The sequence below is a fragment of the Roseateles sp. genome, from assembly GCF_044373315.1.
In the GTDB taxonomy this organism is placed as follows: domain Bacteria; phylum Pseudomonadota; class Gammaproteobacteria; order Burkholderiales; family Burkholderiaceae_C; genus JACDQM01.
Window position 1 is genome coordinate 1 of sequence record NZ_JBILQK010000043.1, and the last position, 15,536, is coordinate 15,536.

Here is a 15,536-nt window from a genome sequence, read left to right on the forward strand (position 1 = left end):
CACACGTCTTGATGAAGGTCGAGACCCACAACCACCCGACCGCCATTTCGCCCTATCCCGGTGCCTCGACCGGTGCCGGCGGTGAAATCCGCGACGAAGGCGCTACTGGCCGCGGCTCCAAGCCCAAGGCCGGCCTGACCGGCTTCTCGGTGTCGAACCTGCATCTGCCGGGCCTGTCCGAGCCTTGGGAGCAGAGCCCGATCGGCAAGCCCAGCCATATCGCCAGCGCCTTGCAGATCATGATCGAAGGTCCGCTGGGCGGCGCCGCCTTCAACAACGAGTTCGGCCGACCCAATCTGAACGGCTACTTCCGTGTCTATGAGCAGCGCGTGGACGGTGTCGCGCGGGGCTATCACAAGCCCATCATGATCGCTGGCGGCCTGGGTGCCATCCGCGACGATCAGACGCAGAAGATCGAGTTCCCGGCCGGCAGCCTGCTGGTGCAGCTGGGTGGACCCGGCATGCGCATCGGCATGGGCGGCAGCGCCGCGTCTTCGATGGCGGCTGGCACCAACACGGCCGATCTGGATTTCGACTCGGTGCAGCGTGGCAACCCCGAGATCGAGCGCCGGGTGCAGGAGGTCATCAACCACTGCTGGGGCATGGGCGCCAAGAACCCCATCCTGGCCATCCACGACGTGGGTGCGGGCGGTATCTCCAATGCTTTCCCCGAACTTGTCAACGACGCGGGCCGCGGCGCGCGCTTCGACCTGCGCAAGGTGCCGCTGGAAGAATCGGGCCTGGCCCCCAAGGAAATCTGGTGCAACGAGAGCCAGGAGCGCTATGTGCTGGCCATCGCGCCCGAGAGCCTGGCGCTGTTCCAGAGCATGTGTGAGCGTGAGCGCTGCCCCTTCGCGGTGGTGGGCGTCACAACCGAGGCGCGCGAGCTGATCCTGGAAGACGGCGAGGGTGGCGAGCGCGCCATCGACATGCCTATGGACGTGCTGCTGGGCAAGCCGCCCAAGATGCACCGCGTGGTGCAGCGCGTGGCACGCGATGCCGGCACGCTGAACCTGGCCGATGTGGACCTGAGCCAGGTGGCCGCTGATGTGCTGCGCCACCCGACCGTGGCGTCCAAGCGCTTCCTCGTCACCATCGGCGACCGCACCGTGGGCGGCCTGAACCATCGCGACCAGATGGTCGGCCCCTGGCAGGTGCCGGTGGCCGATTGCGCGGTGACGCTGGCTGACTTCAAGGGCCTGCGTGGCGAGGCGATGAGCATGGGCGAGCGTACGCCGCTGGCGGCGATCGACGCGCCAGCCTCCGGCCGCATGGCCGTGGCCGAGGCCATTACCAATCTGCTCGCGGCGCCTATCGAGCTGCCACGGGTCAAGCTCAGCGCCAACTGGATGGCCGCCTGCGGCGAGCCCGGCGAAGACGCCGCGCTGTTCGACACCGTCAAGGCCGTCGGTATGGAGCTGTGCCCGGCCCTGGGCATCTCCATCCCGGTGGGCAAGGATTCGCTGTCCATGCGCACCCGCTGGTCGGCTGAAGGTGAAACGCGCCAGGTGACGGCACCGGTGTCGCTGATCGTCTCGGCCTTCGCCACGCTGCCCGATGTGCGCGGCACGCTGACGCCGCAGCTGCAGCCAGGTGACACCAGCCTGATCCTGGTCGACCTCGGCCAGGGCAAGAGCCGCATGGGCGGCTCCATCCTGGCGCAGGCGCTGAACCAGTTCGGCGGCGCGGTGCCTGATCTTGATGACCCGGCGCTGCTGAAGAGCTTGGTCGAGGCGGTCAACGAGTTGCGTGCTGACGCCAAGCTGCTGGCCTATCACGACCGCAGCGATGGCGGCCTGTGGGCGGCGGCCTGCGAAATGGCTTTTGCTGGCCACATGGGCGTCAGCCTGAATGTGGACATGCTGGTCACCGAAGGCGACGGGGTTTCGGACAGTCGTGCCGATGTGGGCGACTCCAAGAATTGGGCCAGCCAGGTGGGCGCCCGCCGCGCGGAGCTGACGCTCAAGGCATTGTTCAACGAGGAGCTCGGCGCGCTGCTTCAGGTGAAGACAGCGGACCGCGACGCCGTGATGCAGGTGCTGCGCAAGCATGGTCTGGCCAAGCATTCGCATGTGGTGGGCAAGCCCAACACCAGCGGCAAGGTCGAGGTCTGGCGCGACGCCAAGAACGTCTACAGCGCGCCGCTGGTCGAGCTGCACCAGCAGTGGGACATGGTGTCCTGGAAGATCACGCAGTTGCGCGACAACCCCGCCTGCGCCGACCAGGAACATGCCCAGGCCGGCCGTGTCGAGGACCCGGGCATGCATGTCAGCCTGAGCTTCGATCCGAAGGACGACGTTGCTGCGCCTTTCATCGCCACCGGAGCCCGTCCCCGCATGGCCATCCTGCGCGAGCAGGGCGTCAACTCGCATGTGGAGATGTCCTACGCGATGTCGCTGGCCGGCTTCGACACTTTCGACGTGCACATGAGCGATCTGCAGTCCGGCGCGGTGACGCTGGATCAGTTCAAGGGTTTTGTCGCCTGCGGCGGCTTCTCGTATGGCGACACGCTGGGTGCCGGCGAAGGCTGGGCGCGCTCGGTCATGTTCAATCCGGTGCTGGCCGATCAGTTCAAGGCCTTCTTCGCGCGCAGCGACAGCTTCGCGCTGGGTGTGTGCAACGGCTGCCAGATGATGGCCGCGCTGTCGCCCATCATCCCGGGCGCTCAGGCCTGGCCCAAGTTCACGCGCAACAAGAGCGAGCAGTTCGAGGCCCGTCTGGCCATGGTCGAGGTGCTGGAGTCGCCCAGCCTGTTCTTCCAAGGCATGGCCGGCAGCCGCCTGCCAATCGCGGTCGCTCATGGCGAGGGTTTCGCCGATTTCTCGCAGCGCGGCGATGCGGCCCAGGTGGCCCGCGCCATGCGCTATGTGGACAACAGCGGCGCGCCCACCGAGGTCTATCCGCTGAACCCCAACGGCAGCCCGGATGGCCTCACTTCGGTGACCACCGCCGACGGCCGCTTCACCGTGCTGATGCCCCACCCGGAGCGCGTGTTCCGCAACGCGCAGATGAGCTGGACATCGGGCGCCGTTGAAGAATTGAGCCCGTGGACGCGCATGTTCCGCAATGCGCGGAAGTGGGTGGGCTGATTGAGCTTGCCGTCGTCTGCCCAGCCCGGCGCCGACGGCGGCCTCGCTTCCACGCAGCGAAGGGCTTTGGGCCACGCGGCCATCGCTGAGACGCTGGCGGCGGCGAGTACCGAGCAGCTTGTCGAGCAGATCGAATCGCGGCTATCCGCCAGTGCAGGCAAGGCGGGCATAGGTGCCGGCTCGGTGCTCATGGAGTTCGCCGGCCAGCCCGTGTTCGTGAAGCTGCTGCCACTGAGCGACCTGGAGCTGCGGCAAGAGAATCTGCAGTCGACAGCCAATCTCTTCGAGCTGCCCGGCTACTTCCAGTACGGCATTGGCTCAGTGGGTTTTGGCGCCTGGCGCGAGTTGGCGGCCCAGCAGCAGGCCAGTGACTGGGTGCTGTCGCAGGCCTGTCCGAACTTCCCGCTGCTGCACCACTGGCGTGTGCTACCAGGCCTTGGCGGGGTGCTACGCAGCGATGAAGCGGAGCGCTACTTTGCCGAGGGCAGCCAGGAGCTTCCTGGTGTCGAGCAGGTCAGCAGGCGCTTTGCTTCACTCGATGAAGCGCCGGCGCATCTGGCGCTGTTCATTGAGTGGTTTCCGTCGAACCTGCGTGACTGGCTGCACACCGAGCTCCGTCACGGCGGACAGCGCGCAAAGCTTGGCGTTGAGCTTGTCGAGCGCGAGCTCGACCAGGCTGTGCGCTTCATGTCGGCGCAGGGCTTTGTTCACTTCGATGCGCACTTCGAGAACATGCTCACCGACGGGCATGGCCTCTACCTCAGCGACTTCGGCCTTGCCTCATGCAGCCGCTTTGAACTCGACGCTGACGAGCGCCAGTTCCTCGCTGAGCATGCGGACTATGACCGCTGCCGTTCGTCTCTCGCGCTGGTGCTTTGCATCGTCAAAGCCTTGGGCGGCAGCACGGATTGGCGCGCCAGCCTGAGCGATCCGGAGTTCTTGGCGCGTGTGGAAGCTTGTTCCGGCTCTGTCCTTGAAGTACTCCAGCGGCATGCGCCGCTTGCTTTGGCATTTGCCGAGTTCTCGCGGCGGCTCGTCAAGGTCAGCAAGACGAGCGCGTTTCCTGTTGCGGAGCTGAAGGCTTTGCTGCCTGTCTTTACCCGCTGATCGGCGTTCCGCCTTCTGAGCAACGGGGCGGCGGCGCACGAAGACGCGCCATGCGACCACCTGCCCCACGCTCGGTCGCCGCAGTCCCAAGCGGTCTATCGAGCCAGCTCGGCCAGCAACTCGTACGACCTCAGTCGCGCCGAAAAATCATGCACCGCGCAAGCGACGATGAACTCGTCCGCCCCGGTGCGCTCGGCCGTGGCGCGCAGGCCGGCACGCACAGTGGCCGGTGAGCCAACCACGCTCTCCGCCAGCATGCGCGCCACGCCGGCCTTCTCGGCGGGGCTCCACAGCGCCTCCATATCGTCCACCGGCAGCGGCAGAGGGCCGCGTTGGCCGCGCTGCATGCCGAGAAAGCGCTGCTGCAGCGAGGTGAAGAGGCGCGCAGCCTCGGCGTCACTGTCGGCGACGATGACGTTCAGGCCAACCATCGCATAGGGCTTGGGATGCCGACTGCTGGGCCGGTATTGCGCGCGGTAGATCTCCAGTGCCTGCATCAGCAGATCAGGCGCGAAATGCGAGGCGAAGGCAAATGGCAGGCCCAGATAGGCCGCCAGCTGTGCGCCGTAGAGGCTGGAGCCCAGGATCCAGATCGGCACCTCGGTGCCCTGGCCGGGAATGGCGCGCACCAACTGGCCTTCCTTGGCTGGTCCGAGGTAGGCCTGCAACTCCAGTACGTCTTCAGGGAATCGGTCTTCCTGCGCACTGCTCAGATGGCGTCGCAGCGCGCGCATCGTGGGCTGATCCGTGCCGGGTGCGCGGCCCAGGCCCAGGTCGATGCGGCCGGGGAAGAGGGTGGCCAGCGTACCGAAAGCTTCGGCAATGGTGAGCGGCGCATGATTGGGCAGCATGATGCCGCCGGAGCCGACGCGCAGCGTGTGCGTGGCCGCTGCAATCTGGCCGATCAGCACGGCGGTGGCTGAACTAGCCACGCCGTCCATATTGTGGTGCTCAGCCACCCAGAAGCGCTGATAGCCCAGCCGCTCGGTGTGGCGGGCCAGCGCGATGCTGTTGTGCAAGGCCGTGGCGGCGTCGCTGCCGGCCACGATGGGGGCCAGGTCCAGAACGGATAGCGGGAGCAAACTCATGCGGCGAGTCTAGGTGAGCTGCGCACAGCAGCGCTGGCCAAGGGGCTTCGCCCGCGCGAGCCGCGCCGAGGCAGACAGCCCGCTTCAGCGGCCCGTAGCCTGCGGGCCGGGATGCCTGGCTTCAGCGGCTTCCTCACGCGGGTGACTTGCACGGTTGCGCTCGCTGCCTTGGGGGCGCAATAGCGGTGCCTCGTAGGGCAGAGTAAAGACGAAGCAGGTGCCGCCTCCTTCGCGCGATCTCAGCTCAAGGCGACCGCCCAGCACATCATTGACGATGTTGTAGACGATGTTGAGGCCTAGCCCGGTGCCGCCGCGGCCCATCTTGGTCGTGAAGAAGGGGTCGAAGGCCCGGTGGCGGACCTCCTCGCTCATGCCGCAGCCGTCATCTTCGACCCGCAGTTCGAAGTGGCGTGCGTCCAGCGATCGGGCGCTGATGCTCAGCGTGCCGACGCCGCGCCCGTCAAAGGCGTGCATCAGTGCGTTTTGCAGCAGATTGGACAAGACCTGACCGAGTGCGCCCGGATAGCTGTCCAGCTGTCGCGGCAGGGGCTGCAGGTCGGCCTCGATGTTGTAGGGCGTGCTCTTCCAGCGCGCGCGTGCCAGTCCCAGCACGTCTCCCACTACGCTTTCGAGCACAAAGATTCGCCGTTGCTCGCTGGTCTGATCGACCGACAGTTGCTTGAAGTGCTGCACCAGATCGCAGGCACTGGTCAGACCTCGCAGCAGGATGCTGTTGGCGGTGGCTGTGTCCTCAAGATAGCGGTCCAGGGTCGCGCGGCGCATGCTGCCGGAGGCCAACTGGCTGCTGACCTCGCGGCTGCGCGCCTCGAGTGTCGAGGCAGTGGTCAGGCAGTTGCCCAGCGGGGTGTTGAGTTCGTGGGCGACGCCAGCCACCAGCGATCCCAGCGCAGCCATGCGCTCGGCCCGAAGCAGTTCGACCTGGGCATGCTGCAGGGTGTTCAGCGTATCGGCCAGCTCGGCGGTCCGCGCGGCGACGCGTGCCTCCAGCTCGGTGTTCAGCGCGCGCAAGCCGCGCTCGGCCTGCAACTGGGCGCTGATGTCTCTGGCGACGCCCACGTAGCCGATCAACTCGCCCTGGCGTGAGTAGACGACGCTGACGGTCAGCGAGACTTCCAGGCGGCTCCCGTCGCGCCGCACGAAGGTCCAGACCTGGGTATCGCTGCCATCCTTCAGAGGCGCTGCGATGAAGGCTTCCTTTGCTTCCACCGGCTGTCCCAGCTGCTTGGAAAGTGCTGCAGCTCTCGCCTGGATCTCCTCTTGCAGATGCCACTGATGAGGGCTTTTGCCCAGCACTTCGGCCTCGCCATAGCCCAACATGCGTTCAGCGCCGCGGCTGAAGACAGTGATGCGGTCTTCGGCATCTGTGGCCACGATGGCCACTTCAAGCGCTGCATCCAGCACGGCCTGGAGCCGGTCCCTGGCCGACTGCAACTCGGCTTGTGAGGCCAGCAGCTCAGCCTCAGCCCGGCGCTGTACGGTCACGTCACGGCCGGTGCCGCGATAGCCGCAAAACGTGCCGTTCGCATCGAAGATCGGCGCGCCGGACACACTAAGGTACTTGATGCTGCCATCCGCCGAGTGCTGGGCGTACTCAAAGTCCCGGAAGGTCTCCTGCCGCTCAAGCATCTGGCGGTGGGCCTCCCAGTCCACGGTACCAGGCACAAGGCTGGGCGACTCCCATCGACGAAAGCCAAGAATGAGCTTGGAATCCGTGTTGCTGGCTTGTTCGGCCACGCGCGAGATATAGGTGAAGCGCAGCTCGGCATCCTGTTCCCAGACCCAGTCGCTGGCGAGTGCGGCCAGCGTGCGAAAGCGTGACTGGGAGGCCTCCAGTTCAGCGCGCATCTGCAGACCTTGTTCGATCTCTCGACTCAAAGCTTCGTTGTCCCGGCATTGAATGCGCCACATCCGGGTCAGCAAGGCCACCAGCAAGGTGACAAGGACACAGCCGCCCCACATCAAGGCCAGCATCGGGCTCCAGAAGCCGGCGCGTTCCCAACCCTGGGCTGGGCGAGCGAGGAGCAGCCACTCGGCCCCAGGCAGCCTGATCGTGCGGCTGAGCTGCTCCTCATGTTCCGACCGCTCCTGTGCTCCCGTGCTCCAGATCTTCGAGCCCGGGCGGCCGTCGGCATTGCGCTGGTACAGGGCCAGAGCCAGCTTGTCCTCATCGCCCAGACCAGCGCTGGCAATGAACCGATTCAGGTCAGCCACCGCCGACACCGTGCCCCAGTAGCGCGGCTCAGCGCCGCGCGCCTGGAGGAAGACCGGATTGCGCTGGATCACACCCATGCCGCCTTGCAGCAAGGCCACCGGGGCTCGCAAGATGGGCTTGCCGAGGCGCCGCGCCTCCTCAACCTGCGCCCATTGCGCCGGGACGCTTCGATAGTCCAGATTCAGCACGGCCTCATTGCCCGCCAGCGGATAGACGTGGCGGGCGATGTTGTCGGGTGCCGCGGCCACGCTGCGCAGCTGCGGCAGCAGCGGCAAGGCGCGCTCTACAGCTTGGGAGAAGCGCTGCTCGTTCAGGCCTTCATCGATCTGAATCATCGTGGCCAGGGCCTGGGTCGGCGCAAAAGTGGCCTGGCCCGCGGCCTCAAGCCGGTCGCGCAGCAGGTTCAAGCGCTGCTCAACCGCATCCCGTTGCTGGGCGCGCCAAGCCTGTTGCTGCTGCTCTTGCACGAGCAAGCCCAGAGGCAAACTCAAGACGAGACACAGCCAGACGGGCCAATAGCCCACCCATGGGCTGTTTGAGCGGGTCACCAAGGCCAGGGAGGAGGGCATCTGCTTCGGCACATCCAACAGGGTTGGAGGCACACTAACACAAGCGCTGCACTGTTGCGAACGCTAAGCGCAGGCGCCAAGCCGGCGTCAGTGCCTGAGCCTCAGTTGCTGGAACGCCCCAGCTCCACGCTGACCTGGCGCGTTTTGCCGCTGTTCCAGATCGTCAGTGTCACCTGATCACCGATCTGGCGCGCTTCCAACTGGGCCAGCATGTCGTCCATGTCCTCGACGGCCTGACCGTTCACCGCGGTGATCACATCGCCATTGACGACGCGCCCGTCGCGGCCGCGCTTGAACGGCTGCAGTCCTGCCTTGGCCGCCGGACTGCCGGCGCCGACTTCCACCAGAGCCACGCCCTTGGGCAGGCGCAGCGCCTGCTGCAGTTGCTGCGGGCCGGCCGTCACACCCAGCGCCGGCCGGATGAAGCGGCCGTCGCGGATCAGGCGCGGCACCACGCGGTTGACCTCATCGACGGGAATCGCGAAGCCGATGCCGGCGCTGGCCCCGCTGGGGCTGTAGATCGAGGTGTTGACGCCGATCAGACGGCCGGCCGAATCCAGCAGCGGCCCGCCCGAGTTGCCTGGGTTGATGGCGGCATCGGTCTGGATGGCGCCGCGGATCTTGCGCCGGTTCATCGATTCAATCTCGCGGCCCAACGCCGAAACGATGCCGGTGGTCAGGGTCTGATCCAGGCCGAAGGGGTTGCCGATCGCATAGACCTGCTGGCCCACCTGCAGGTCGCGGCTGGCGCCCAGAGGGATGGGCGGTAGCTTGTCCTTGGGCGCCTTGATGCGCAGCACCGCCAGATCGCGGTCCTCGAAGGCGCCGACCAGTTCGGCCTCGTAGCTGCTTTGGTCGGCCAGCGTCACCTTGGCGGCATTGGCGCCCTGGATGACATGGAAGTTGGTGACGATGAGGCCGCTGTCATCCCAGATGAAGCCGGACCCCGTGCCGCGTGGTACCTCGGTGACGTTCATCGAGAACATGTCGCGCTGCAGCGCCAGCGTGGTGATGTGCACCACCGAGGGTGAGCTGCGCCGGAACACGTCGATATGCGTTTGCTCGGTCGCCAGCAGCGGGCCTCGGGCCTGCACGGCACGGGGCTGTGCGCCAGGCGCGCCCTTGCCCTGCACAAGGCCCGGCCACAGCCAGGCGCCGCCCAGGAGCAGGGCGGCGCCGAGGGTCAGCGCGCCAAGAAGACGGAAGCGGTTCGGAGTGGACTGGGCGAATGACATGGTGAAGGGCAGTTGTGGACGAAAGATCGAGCTTCAAGTGCCCTAGACTTCGCCCGCGATGACAACAGGAACGACGATACAGCAGCCCCAGGCTAGCCCTGACCGCCGCACGGGCGGCCGCTACGACCGGCTGGACGCCTTGCGCGGCGGCGCCATCGTCTGGATGGCACTGTTTCACTTCATCTTCGACCTCAACTATTTCCGCTTTGTTGCGGCGGACTTCTATCGCGATCCTTTTTGGACCTGGCAGCGCACCGCCATCGTCAGCCTGTTCCTGCTGTGCGCCGGCCTGGGGCAGGCGGTGGCGGTGCAGCAAGGCCAGAGCTGGGCGCGCTTCTGGCGCCGCTGGGCTCAGGTGGCCGCCTGTGCGCTGCTGGTCTCGCTTGGTTCCTGGCTGATGTTTCCACGGAGCTTCATCAGCTTCGGTGTCCTGCATGCGATGGCCGTCATGCTGATCCTGCTGCGTCTTCTGGGGCCGCGTCTGCCGGGCTGGGCCTTGCTGCTGCTGGGGGCGGCAGCCTTGCTTGCGCCTCAGGTGTTTGCACATCCCTTCTTCGATAGCCGCTGGACCAACTGGGTCGGGCTGGTGACGCACAAGCCCGTCACCGAGGACTATGTGCCAGTTCTTCCCTGGCTGGGTGTGATGCTGTGGGGCTTTGCCCTGGGGCGTTTCTTGCTGAAGGCACAGCCCGGCCTGCTGGCGGGTCAGGTGAGCGGCTTTTTTCAGGCCTTGTCCGTTCTCGGCCGTTGGTCCTTGAGCTTCTACATGCTGCACCAGCCGCTACTGATCGGAGCGCTGTGGCTGGTTCGCACCGTCCTTCCGGCTTGAGGCGGAGGGCGCTTCACGCGCTTGTCATGCTTTGGTGGGATCGTTGTCATGTTCGACTCATGTCGCAGACGATCAGAAAGAAATCAAAGATGAAACACGCCGCTTTCAACGTTCCTTCCCGCCTTTTGCTGTCTACCCTGGCTGCAGCGGCGCTGCTCGCTGCCTGCGGCGGCGGCGATGACCCGCAGCCCTACCTGACCTTGGACGGTGCCAAGCCGCTGGTGGTGGGGCATCGCGGCGCGTCGGGCTATCTACCCGAGCACACGATCGAGGCCTACACGCTGGCGATCGAGCAAGGTGCGGACGCCATTGAACCGGACCTGGTCATGACCAAGGACGGCGTGCTGGTGGCCCGCCATGAACCCATGCTCTCAGGCACGACGAACGTGGCCGATAGGCCCGAATTCGCCAGCCGCAAGAGCACCAAGATGATGGACGGCATCGCCACCACCGACTGGTTCGTCGGCGATTTCACGCTGGCCGAGCTGAAGACCCTGGGCGCCAAGATCGCCCCGGCCAGCCGCCCGCAGGCCAATGACGGCAAGTTCAAGGTGCCGACCTTTGACGAGATCGTTGCTTTGGCCAAGGCCAAGAGCGCCGAGAAGGGCCGCAGCATCGCGGTCTATCCGGAAACCAAGCACCCGACCTTCCACATCGAGCAGGGGCTGCGCCTGGAAGACAAGCTGATCGCCACCTTGGTGGCGGCCGGCTGGAACAGCAAGACCGCACCGGTGTTCGTGCAGAGCTTCGAGCCGGGCAGCCTGAAGTACATGCGCGGCAAGGGCTTGAATGTCCGCATGGTGCAGTTGATCGACGCCGATTGGGTGGACTTCAAGACCGGCAACCTGACCTTTGCCGCGCCCTGGGACCGCCCCTATGACTGGACCAAGGCGGGTGACAAGCGCCTCTACAGCGCCATGGTCACGCCGGCCGGCCTTGCCGAGATCAAGACCTATGCGGATGGCATCGGCCCCTGGAAGCCTTATATCGCCAGCCTGAAGTGGACGCTGAATGCTGACGGCAGCGGCAGGGACGTCAACGGCGATGGCAAGCTGGATTGGGCCGATGCCTCCAGCACGCCGGCCACCAGCCTGGTGGCGGATGCCCACAAGGCCGGCCTGTTCGTCCACGCCTACACCTTCCGCAACGAGAAGGGCGGTCTGGCGTTTGACTTCGGCGGCGATCCGGCCAAGGAATATCAGCTGTTCTACAGCACCGGCATCGACGGCCTGTTCTCGGACTTCCCCGACACCGCGCTGGCGGCTCGCGCGGCCTATTCCAAGCAGCTCGGTTACTGAGGCTTGCCTCGGGGCGCTACCATGCGGGCATGAGTAGCGCTCCCAAGATTCTTTTCGGCTTCCATGCCGTCACCGTGCGGCTGAAGACCGCGCCTGCCTCCATCGTCGAGATTCATGTCGACGCCACCCGCCGCGACCAGCGCATGCGCCAGTTCGTCGAGCGGGCCCAAAGCGCGGGCGCCAAACTGGTCGACAGCGATGACGACCGCCTCAAGGCCATGTGCGGCACGCACCGCCACCAGGGTGTGGTGGCGCGTGTGCATGCGGTGGCCCAGCTGCATTCGCTGGACGATGTGCTGGACGGTGTTGAGGCCGGCGGCGACAAGCCGCTGCTGCTGGTGCTGGACGGCGTGACCGATCCGCACAACCTGGGTGCCTGCCTGCGCGTGGCCGATGGCGCCGGCGCGCATGCGGTGGTGGCCCCCAAGGACCATGCGGTGGGCTTGAACGCCACCGTGGCCAAGGTGGCCAGCGGCGCGGCCGAAACCATGCCGTACCTGATGGTGACCAATCTGGCGCGCACGCTCAATGAGCTGAAGGAGCGCGACATCTGGGTGATCGGCACCTCGGACCAGGCCGAGAAATCGATCTACGACCTGGACCTGAAGGGCCCGGTGGCCCTGGTGCTCGGTGCCGAGGGCGAGGGCATGCGCCAGCTGACCGCCAAGACCTGTGATGAGCTGGTTCGCATCCCGATGAAGGGTGCGGTCGAGAGCCTGAACGTCTCGGTCGCGGCTGGCGTGTGCCTGTTCGAGGCCCTGCGCCAGCGCGGATAATCACGGCCATTCCCAGTATTCAAGAGCAAGCGGCCGCACCATGCCCGTCATCGAAGTCAAACACCCCCTGGTCAAGCACAAGATCGGCCTGATGCGCGAGGCCGATATCTCGACCAAGAAGTTCCGCGAGCTCACCGGCGAGGTGGCCCGCTTGCTGGCCTACGAGGCCACCGCCGACTTCCCGCTGGAGAAGACCACCATCGAATGCTGGAGCGGCCCGACCGAGGTCGACCAGATCGCCGGCCGCAAGGTCACCGTGGTGCCCATACTGCGTGCCGGCCTGGGCATGCTGGACGGCGTGCTGGACATGATGCCCAACGCCAAGGTCAGCGTGGTCGGCCTGGCGCGCGACCATGAGACGCTCAAGCCGGTCAACTACTTCGATCGTTTCGTCGGCCAGTTGGACGAGCGCACTGCACTGATCGTCGACCCCATGCTGGCGACGGCCGGTTCGATGATCGCCACCGTCGACTTGCTGAAGGCGCGCGGCTGCAAGGACATCCGTGCACTGGTGCTGGTTGCGGCGCCCGAGGGTGTGGCAGCCTTGCAGGCCGCTCATCCCGAAGTGCGCTGCTGGACGGCTGCAGTTGACAGCCATCTGAACGAGCAGGGCTACATCATCCCTGGCCTCGGCGACGCCGGCGACAAGATTTTTGGAACGAAAGAAGGCTGAGGGCGGGCGGTTTCAAACCCAGCCCAGTGCCCCCAGCACGCCGCCACCCGCCACCAGCCACAGCAGGCTGAGCCGCGTGCGCAGCACCACCAGCACGGTGACAGCCATCAGCGCCAGCGTGGTCCAGCGGTGCGCGGGGTCGGCCACATAAGGCTGGGCCAGCAGCCAGCCGGTGGCTGTCAGCAAGCCCAGGGTCAGGGGCGTCATGCCGCTGGTGAAAGCACGCACGGCCAGCGCTTCGCGGTTGGCTTCGGCCCAGCGCGTGGCAGCCAGCACCAGCGTGGTGGAGGGCAGCATGATGCCCAGCATGGCCACAGCCGCGCCCATCCAGCCGGCCGTGTTCCAGCCCAGCACCGCGACAAAAAGGATGTTGGGGCCGGGGGCCGCCTGCGCCAGCGCGATCGAGCTTGTGAACTGGGTTTCGTTGAGCCAGCCTTTTTGCAGCACCAGAAACCGGTGCATCTCGGGCGCGGTACTGATCGCGCCGCCGATCGACAGCAAAGACAGCGTCAGGAACTGCAGAAACAGCGCCAGGTAGTCCGAGGCTGACAGCGTGGCGGCATTCATTACATCGCCTTCTCTTGGCCCAGGCGCCGGGCTGCCAGCAGCATGCCCAGGCCGCCCAGCCCCAGCACCACCCAGATCAAAGGCATGCGCACGATCGCGATGGCCACGATGGCCAGGGCTGCAATCAGCAGCGCGGGCAGCAGGCCCAGCGGACTGCTCTTCAGGGCTGGCAGCAGCTTCAGCGCGGTGGCAAGAATCAATCCGGCCGACACCGCGCCCATGCCTCGCAGTGCACCCGCGACCTGCGGCATGGCCAGATAGTGGCCGGCAAGGGCAGCCAGGCCCAGCACGATGACACTTGGAAAGCACAGCATGCCGGCCAAGGCGACAAAGGCGCCGCGCAGGCCGAAGAAGCGGTCGCCGATCATCAGCGACAGATTGATCACATTGGGGCCGGGCAGCACCTGGGCGGCGGCCAGTGCTTCGACGAATTCCTCGCGGCTCATCCACTGCAGCCGCTCGACCAGCTCCCGCTGCGCTACCGCGATCACACCGCCAAAGCCCTGCAAAGCCAGACGCGAGAAGGCCCAGAACAGCTCAGTCAGCGAGCGTGGCGCCCGTGCGCCCTGGCTCACCGCATGACCTTCAGTGCATCCGGGTTGACGAGTTGGGAGGGTTCGCCGCGGATGAAATTCAGCACATTGTCAAAGGCGGCGTCGAAGTAGAGCTCGTAGCTGTCCTGCTCCACATAGCCGATATGCGGCGTGCACACCGCGTTCTCCAGCCGCAGCAGCGGATGGCCTTGCAGGATGGGCTCGCTCTCGAATACGTCGACGGCCGCCATGCCGGGGCGGCCGCGGTTGAGCGCCGAGACCAGCGTGCCGTCCGACACCAGCTCGGCGCGCGAGGTGTTGACGAACAGTGCGGTGGGCTTCATGCGGGCCAGGTCCTCGGCGCCGACGATGCCGCGCGTGGCCTCGCCCAGCCGCAGATGCATGGTGACCACATCGCTGGTTTCGAAGAAGGACTCGCGGCACTCGGCGGTTTCATAGCCATCGCTCTGCGCGGCCAGCCGGGAGGCCTCGCTGCCCCAGACCTGCACCTGCATGCCGAAGGCGCGACCGTAACCCGCCACCAGCTTGCCGATCTTGCCGTAGCCCCAGACGCCCAGGGTCTTGCCGCGCAGCACCATACCGACGCCGAAATTCGGCGGCATCGATGCCGCCTTCAGGCCGGCCTGCTGCCAGGCGCCATGCTTGAGATTGCCGATGTACTGCGGCAGGCGGCGCATCGCCGCCATGATCAGCGCCCAGGTCAGCTCGGCCGGCGCGATCGGCGAGCCCACGCCTTCGGCCACTGCAATGCCCAGGCGGGTGCAGGCCTCGACATCGATGTGCGAGCCGACCCGTCCGGTCTGCGCGATCAGCTTGAGTTTTGGCAGCTTTTCCAGCAGTTGGCGTGGGAAGTGGGTGCGTTCGCGGATCAGCACCAGCACTTCGGCATCACGCAGTCGCACGGACAGCTGTCCGATGCCCTTGACGGTGTTGGTGAAGACTTTGGCATTCAGGGCATCCAGCTTGGCGGCGCAGCGCAGCTTGCGGACGGCGTCCTGATAGTCGTCGAGGATGATGATGTTCATGATGTGCTGCGACCGATTCTGCCCTGCCTTTCGGCTGGCCAAAATCGGGGTCTGCCACATGGCAACACGCTGCTACACATTCGCACCAGGGAGCTTTCGGGCTTGTTGGCGCCTTGGGCGGCGCCAGGCGGCGCCGGCCTCAGACCCCGCGCATCTTGTCGGGATAGACCTGCCGCATGGCCTGCTCGATGGCCAGTCGATGCTGCTCAACCTGATCGATGTCATCCGGCAATGCGGCCAGCAGCGGCGCACGCAGCAGCCAGAGCTCGATCGGCTCACAGGCTTGGCGCACCAGGCGCCGCAACTCTTCAGATGCCGCCCCTCGTGCCTCGGCGGCCGCGCGGGTGAAACACAGCTTCAGACTGACGAAAGCCTGGCGTGCAGCCAGACGACCGCGCCGGTCTTCCGGGCGTTGGGCGCAGACATAGCTCCAGGGCGGAGGAAAGTTCGGGATCTCCCGCAGGGTCAGTTCAATCACGGCAGGGCTCTTGGG

General features: G+C 66.1%; 13 protein-coding genes. 6 read left to right on the forward strand and 7 right to left on the reverse strand.

The annotated features are described in order from the left end of the window. Window positions 1-3,089: phosphoribosylformylglycinamidine synthase (gene purL, locus ACIQ67_RS11505; RefSeq protein WP_397534505.1), on the forward strand; the 3,089-nt coding region annotated here is incomplete at its 5' end. Between the two features lie 6 nt (window positions 3,090-3,095). Further along, window positions 3,096-4,196, forward strand: a complete 1,101-nt coding sequence (locus ACIQ67_RS11510; RefSeq protein WP_397534506.1) for a hypothetical protein — start codon at window positions 3,096-3,098, stop codon at window positions 4,194-4,196. Window positions 4,197-4,291: 95 nt separating this feature from the next. Here ACIQ67_RS11510 and ACIQ67_RS11515 read toward each other — a convergent pair whose 3' ends face one another. The 3 genes from ACIQ67_RS11515 to ACIQ67_RS11525 all read right to left on the reverse strand — a co-directional run bounded on the left by ACIQ67_RS11515 (window position 4,292) and on the right by ACIQ67_RS11525 (window position 9,321). Further along, window positions 4,292-5,284: an LLM class flavin-dependent oxidoreductase gene (locus tag ACIQ67_RS11515; protein ID WP_397534507.1), complete on the reverse strand. Its 993-nt coding sequence runs from the start codon at window positions 5,282-5,284 to the stop codon at window positions 4,292-4,294. 84 nt (window positions 5,285-5,368) lie between these two features. After that, window positions 5,369-8,008 carry an ATP-binding protein gene (locus tag ACIQ67_RS11520; protein ID WP_397534508.1) on the reverse strand — a complete coding sequence of 880 codons (2,640 nt, stop codon included), beginning with the start codon at window positions 8,006-8,008 and terminating at the stop codon, window positions 5,369-5,371. Window positions 8,009-8,187: 179 nt separating this feature from the next. After that, window positions 8,188-9,321, reverse strand: coding sequence for a S1C family serine protease (locus tag ACIQ67_RS11525; protein WP_397534509.1), 1,134 nt, complete (start codon window positions 9,319-9,321; stop codon window positions 8,188-8,190). 58 nt (window positions 9,322-9,379) lie between these two features. On the opposite strand from ACIQ67_RS11525, the gene ACIQ67_RS11530 reads away from it, so the two are divergent. From ACIQ67_RS11530 to upp, 4 genes are all read left to right on the forward strand, one after another. Beyond that, window positions 9,380-10,150, forward strand: coding sequence for a DUF1624 domain-containing protein (locus ACIQ67_RS11530; RefSeq protein WP_397534510.1), 771 nt, complete (start codon window positions 9,380-9,382; stop codon window positions 10,148-10,150). Window positions 10,151-10,239: 89 nt separating this feature from the next. Further along, window positions 10,240-11,448 carry a glycerophosphodiester phosphodiesterase gene (locus ACIQ67_RS11535; RefSeq protein ID WP_397534511.1) on the forward strand — a complete coding sequence of 403 codons (1,209 nt, stop codon included), beginning with the start codon at window positions 10,240-10,242 and terminating at the stop codon, window positions 11,446-11,448. A 29-nt stretch (window positions 11,449-11,477) separates the two neighbouring features. Continuing rightward, entirely contained in the window at window positions 11,478-12,224 is a 747-nt protein-coding gene (rlmB, locus tag ACIQ67_RS11540; RefSeq protein ID WP_397534512.1) for a 23S rRNA (guanosine(2251)-2'-O)-methyltransferase RlmB, read from the forward strand. A gap of 40 nt (window positions 12,225-12,264) precedes the next feature. Beyond that, complete coding sequence (gene upp, locus ACIQ67_RS11545; protein ID WP_397534513.1) at window positions 12,265-12,897, forward strand: uracil phosphoribosyltransferase; 633 nt, start codon at window positions 12,265-12,267, stop codon at window positions 12,895-12,897. A 12-nt stretch (window positions 12,898-12,909) separates the two neighbouring features. Here the strand turns inward: upp and ACIQ67_RS11550 are convergent, their stop codons facing one another. The 4 genes from ACIQ67_RS11550 to ACIQ67_RS11565 form a co-directional block, all read right to left on the reverse strand. Continuing rightward, entirely contained in the window at window positions 12,910-13,464 is a 555-nt protein-coding gene (locus ACIQ67_RS11550; RefSeq protein WP_397534514.1) for a chromate transporter, read from the reverse strand. Continuing rightward, window positions 13,464-14,039, reverse strand: a complete 576-nt coding sequence (locus tag ACIQ67_RS11555; protein ID WP_397534515.1) for a chromate transporter — start codon at window positions 14,037-14,039, stop codon at window positions 13,464-13,466. The genes ACIQ67_RS11550 and ACIQ67_RS11555 overlap by 1 nt, the downstream gene beginning before the upstream one ends. After that, the gene (locus ACIQ67_RS11560; protein ID WP_397534516.1) at window positions 14,036-15,043 is read right to left on the reverse strand and encodes a D-2-hydroxyacid dehydrogenase family protein; all 1,008 of its coding nucleotides are present in this window, start codon (window positions 15,041-15,043) and stop codon (window positions 14,036-14,038) included. Before ACIQ67_RS11560 ends, ACIQ67_RS11555 begins: the two co-directional genes overlap by 4 nt. 139 nt (window positions 15,044-15,182) lie before the next feature. Beyond that, window positions 15,183-15,521 carry a hypothetical protein gene (locus ACIQ67_RS11565; RefSeq protein WP_397534517.1) on the reverse strand — a complete coding sequence of 113 codons (339 nt, stop codon included), beginning with the start codon at window positions 15,519-15,521 and terminating at the stop codon, window positions 15,183-15,185. Between the last annotated feature and the right edge of the window lie 15 nt (window positions 15,522-15,536).

Coding starts and splice junctions, on each gene's coding strand:
- ACIQ67_RS11515 (WP_397534507.1), bottom strand. CDS start 5,284: ATGAGTTTGCTCCCGCTATCCGTTCTGGACCTGGCCCCCATCGTGGCC.
- ACIQ67_RS11525 (WP_397534509.1), bottom strand. CDS start 9,321: ATGTCATTCGCCCAGTCCACTCCGAACCGCTTCCGTCTTCTTGGCGCG.
- ACIQ67_RS11530 (WP_397534510.1), top strand. CDS start 9,380: ATGACAACAGGAACGACGATACAGCAGCCCCAGGCTAGCCCTGACCGC.
- ACIQ67_RS11535 (WP_397534511.1), top strand. CDS start 10,240: ATGAAACACGCCGCTTTCAACGTTCCTTCCCGCCTTTTGCTGTCTACC.
- rlmB (WP_397534512.1), top strand. CDS start 11,478: ATGAGTAGCGCTCCCAAGATTCTTTTCGGCTTCCATGCCGTCACCGTG.
- upp (WP_397534513.1), top strand. CDS start 12,265: ATGCCCGTCATCGAAGTCAAACACCCCCTGGTCAAGCACAAGATCGGC.
- ACIQ67_RS11550 (WP_397534514.1), bottom strand. CDS start 13,464: ATGAATGCCGCCACGCTGTCAGCCTCGGACTACCTGGCGCTGTTTCTG.
- ACIQ67_RS11560 (WP_397534516.1), bottom strand. CDS start 15,043: ATGAACATCATCATCCTCGACGACTATCAGGACGCCGTCCGCAAGCTG.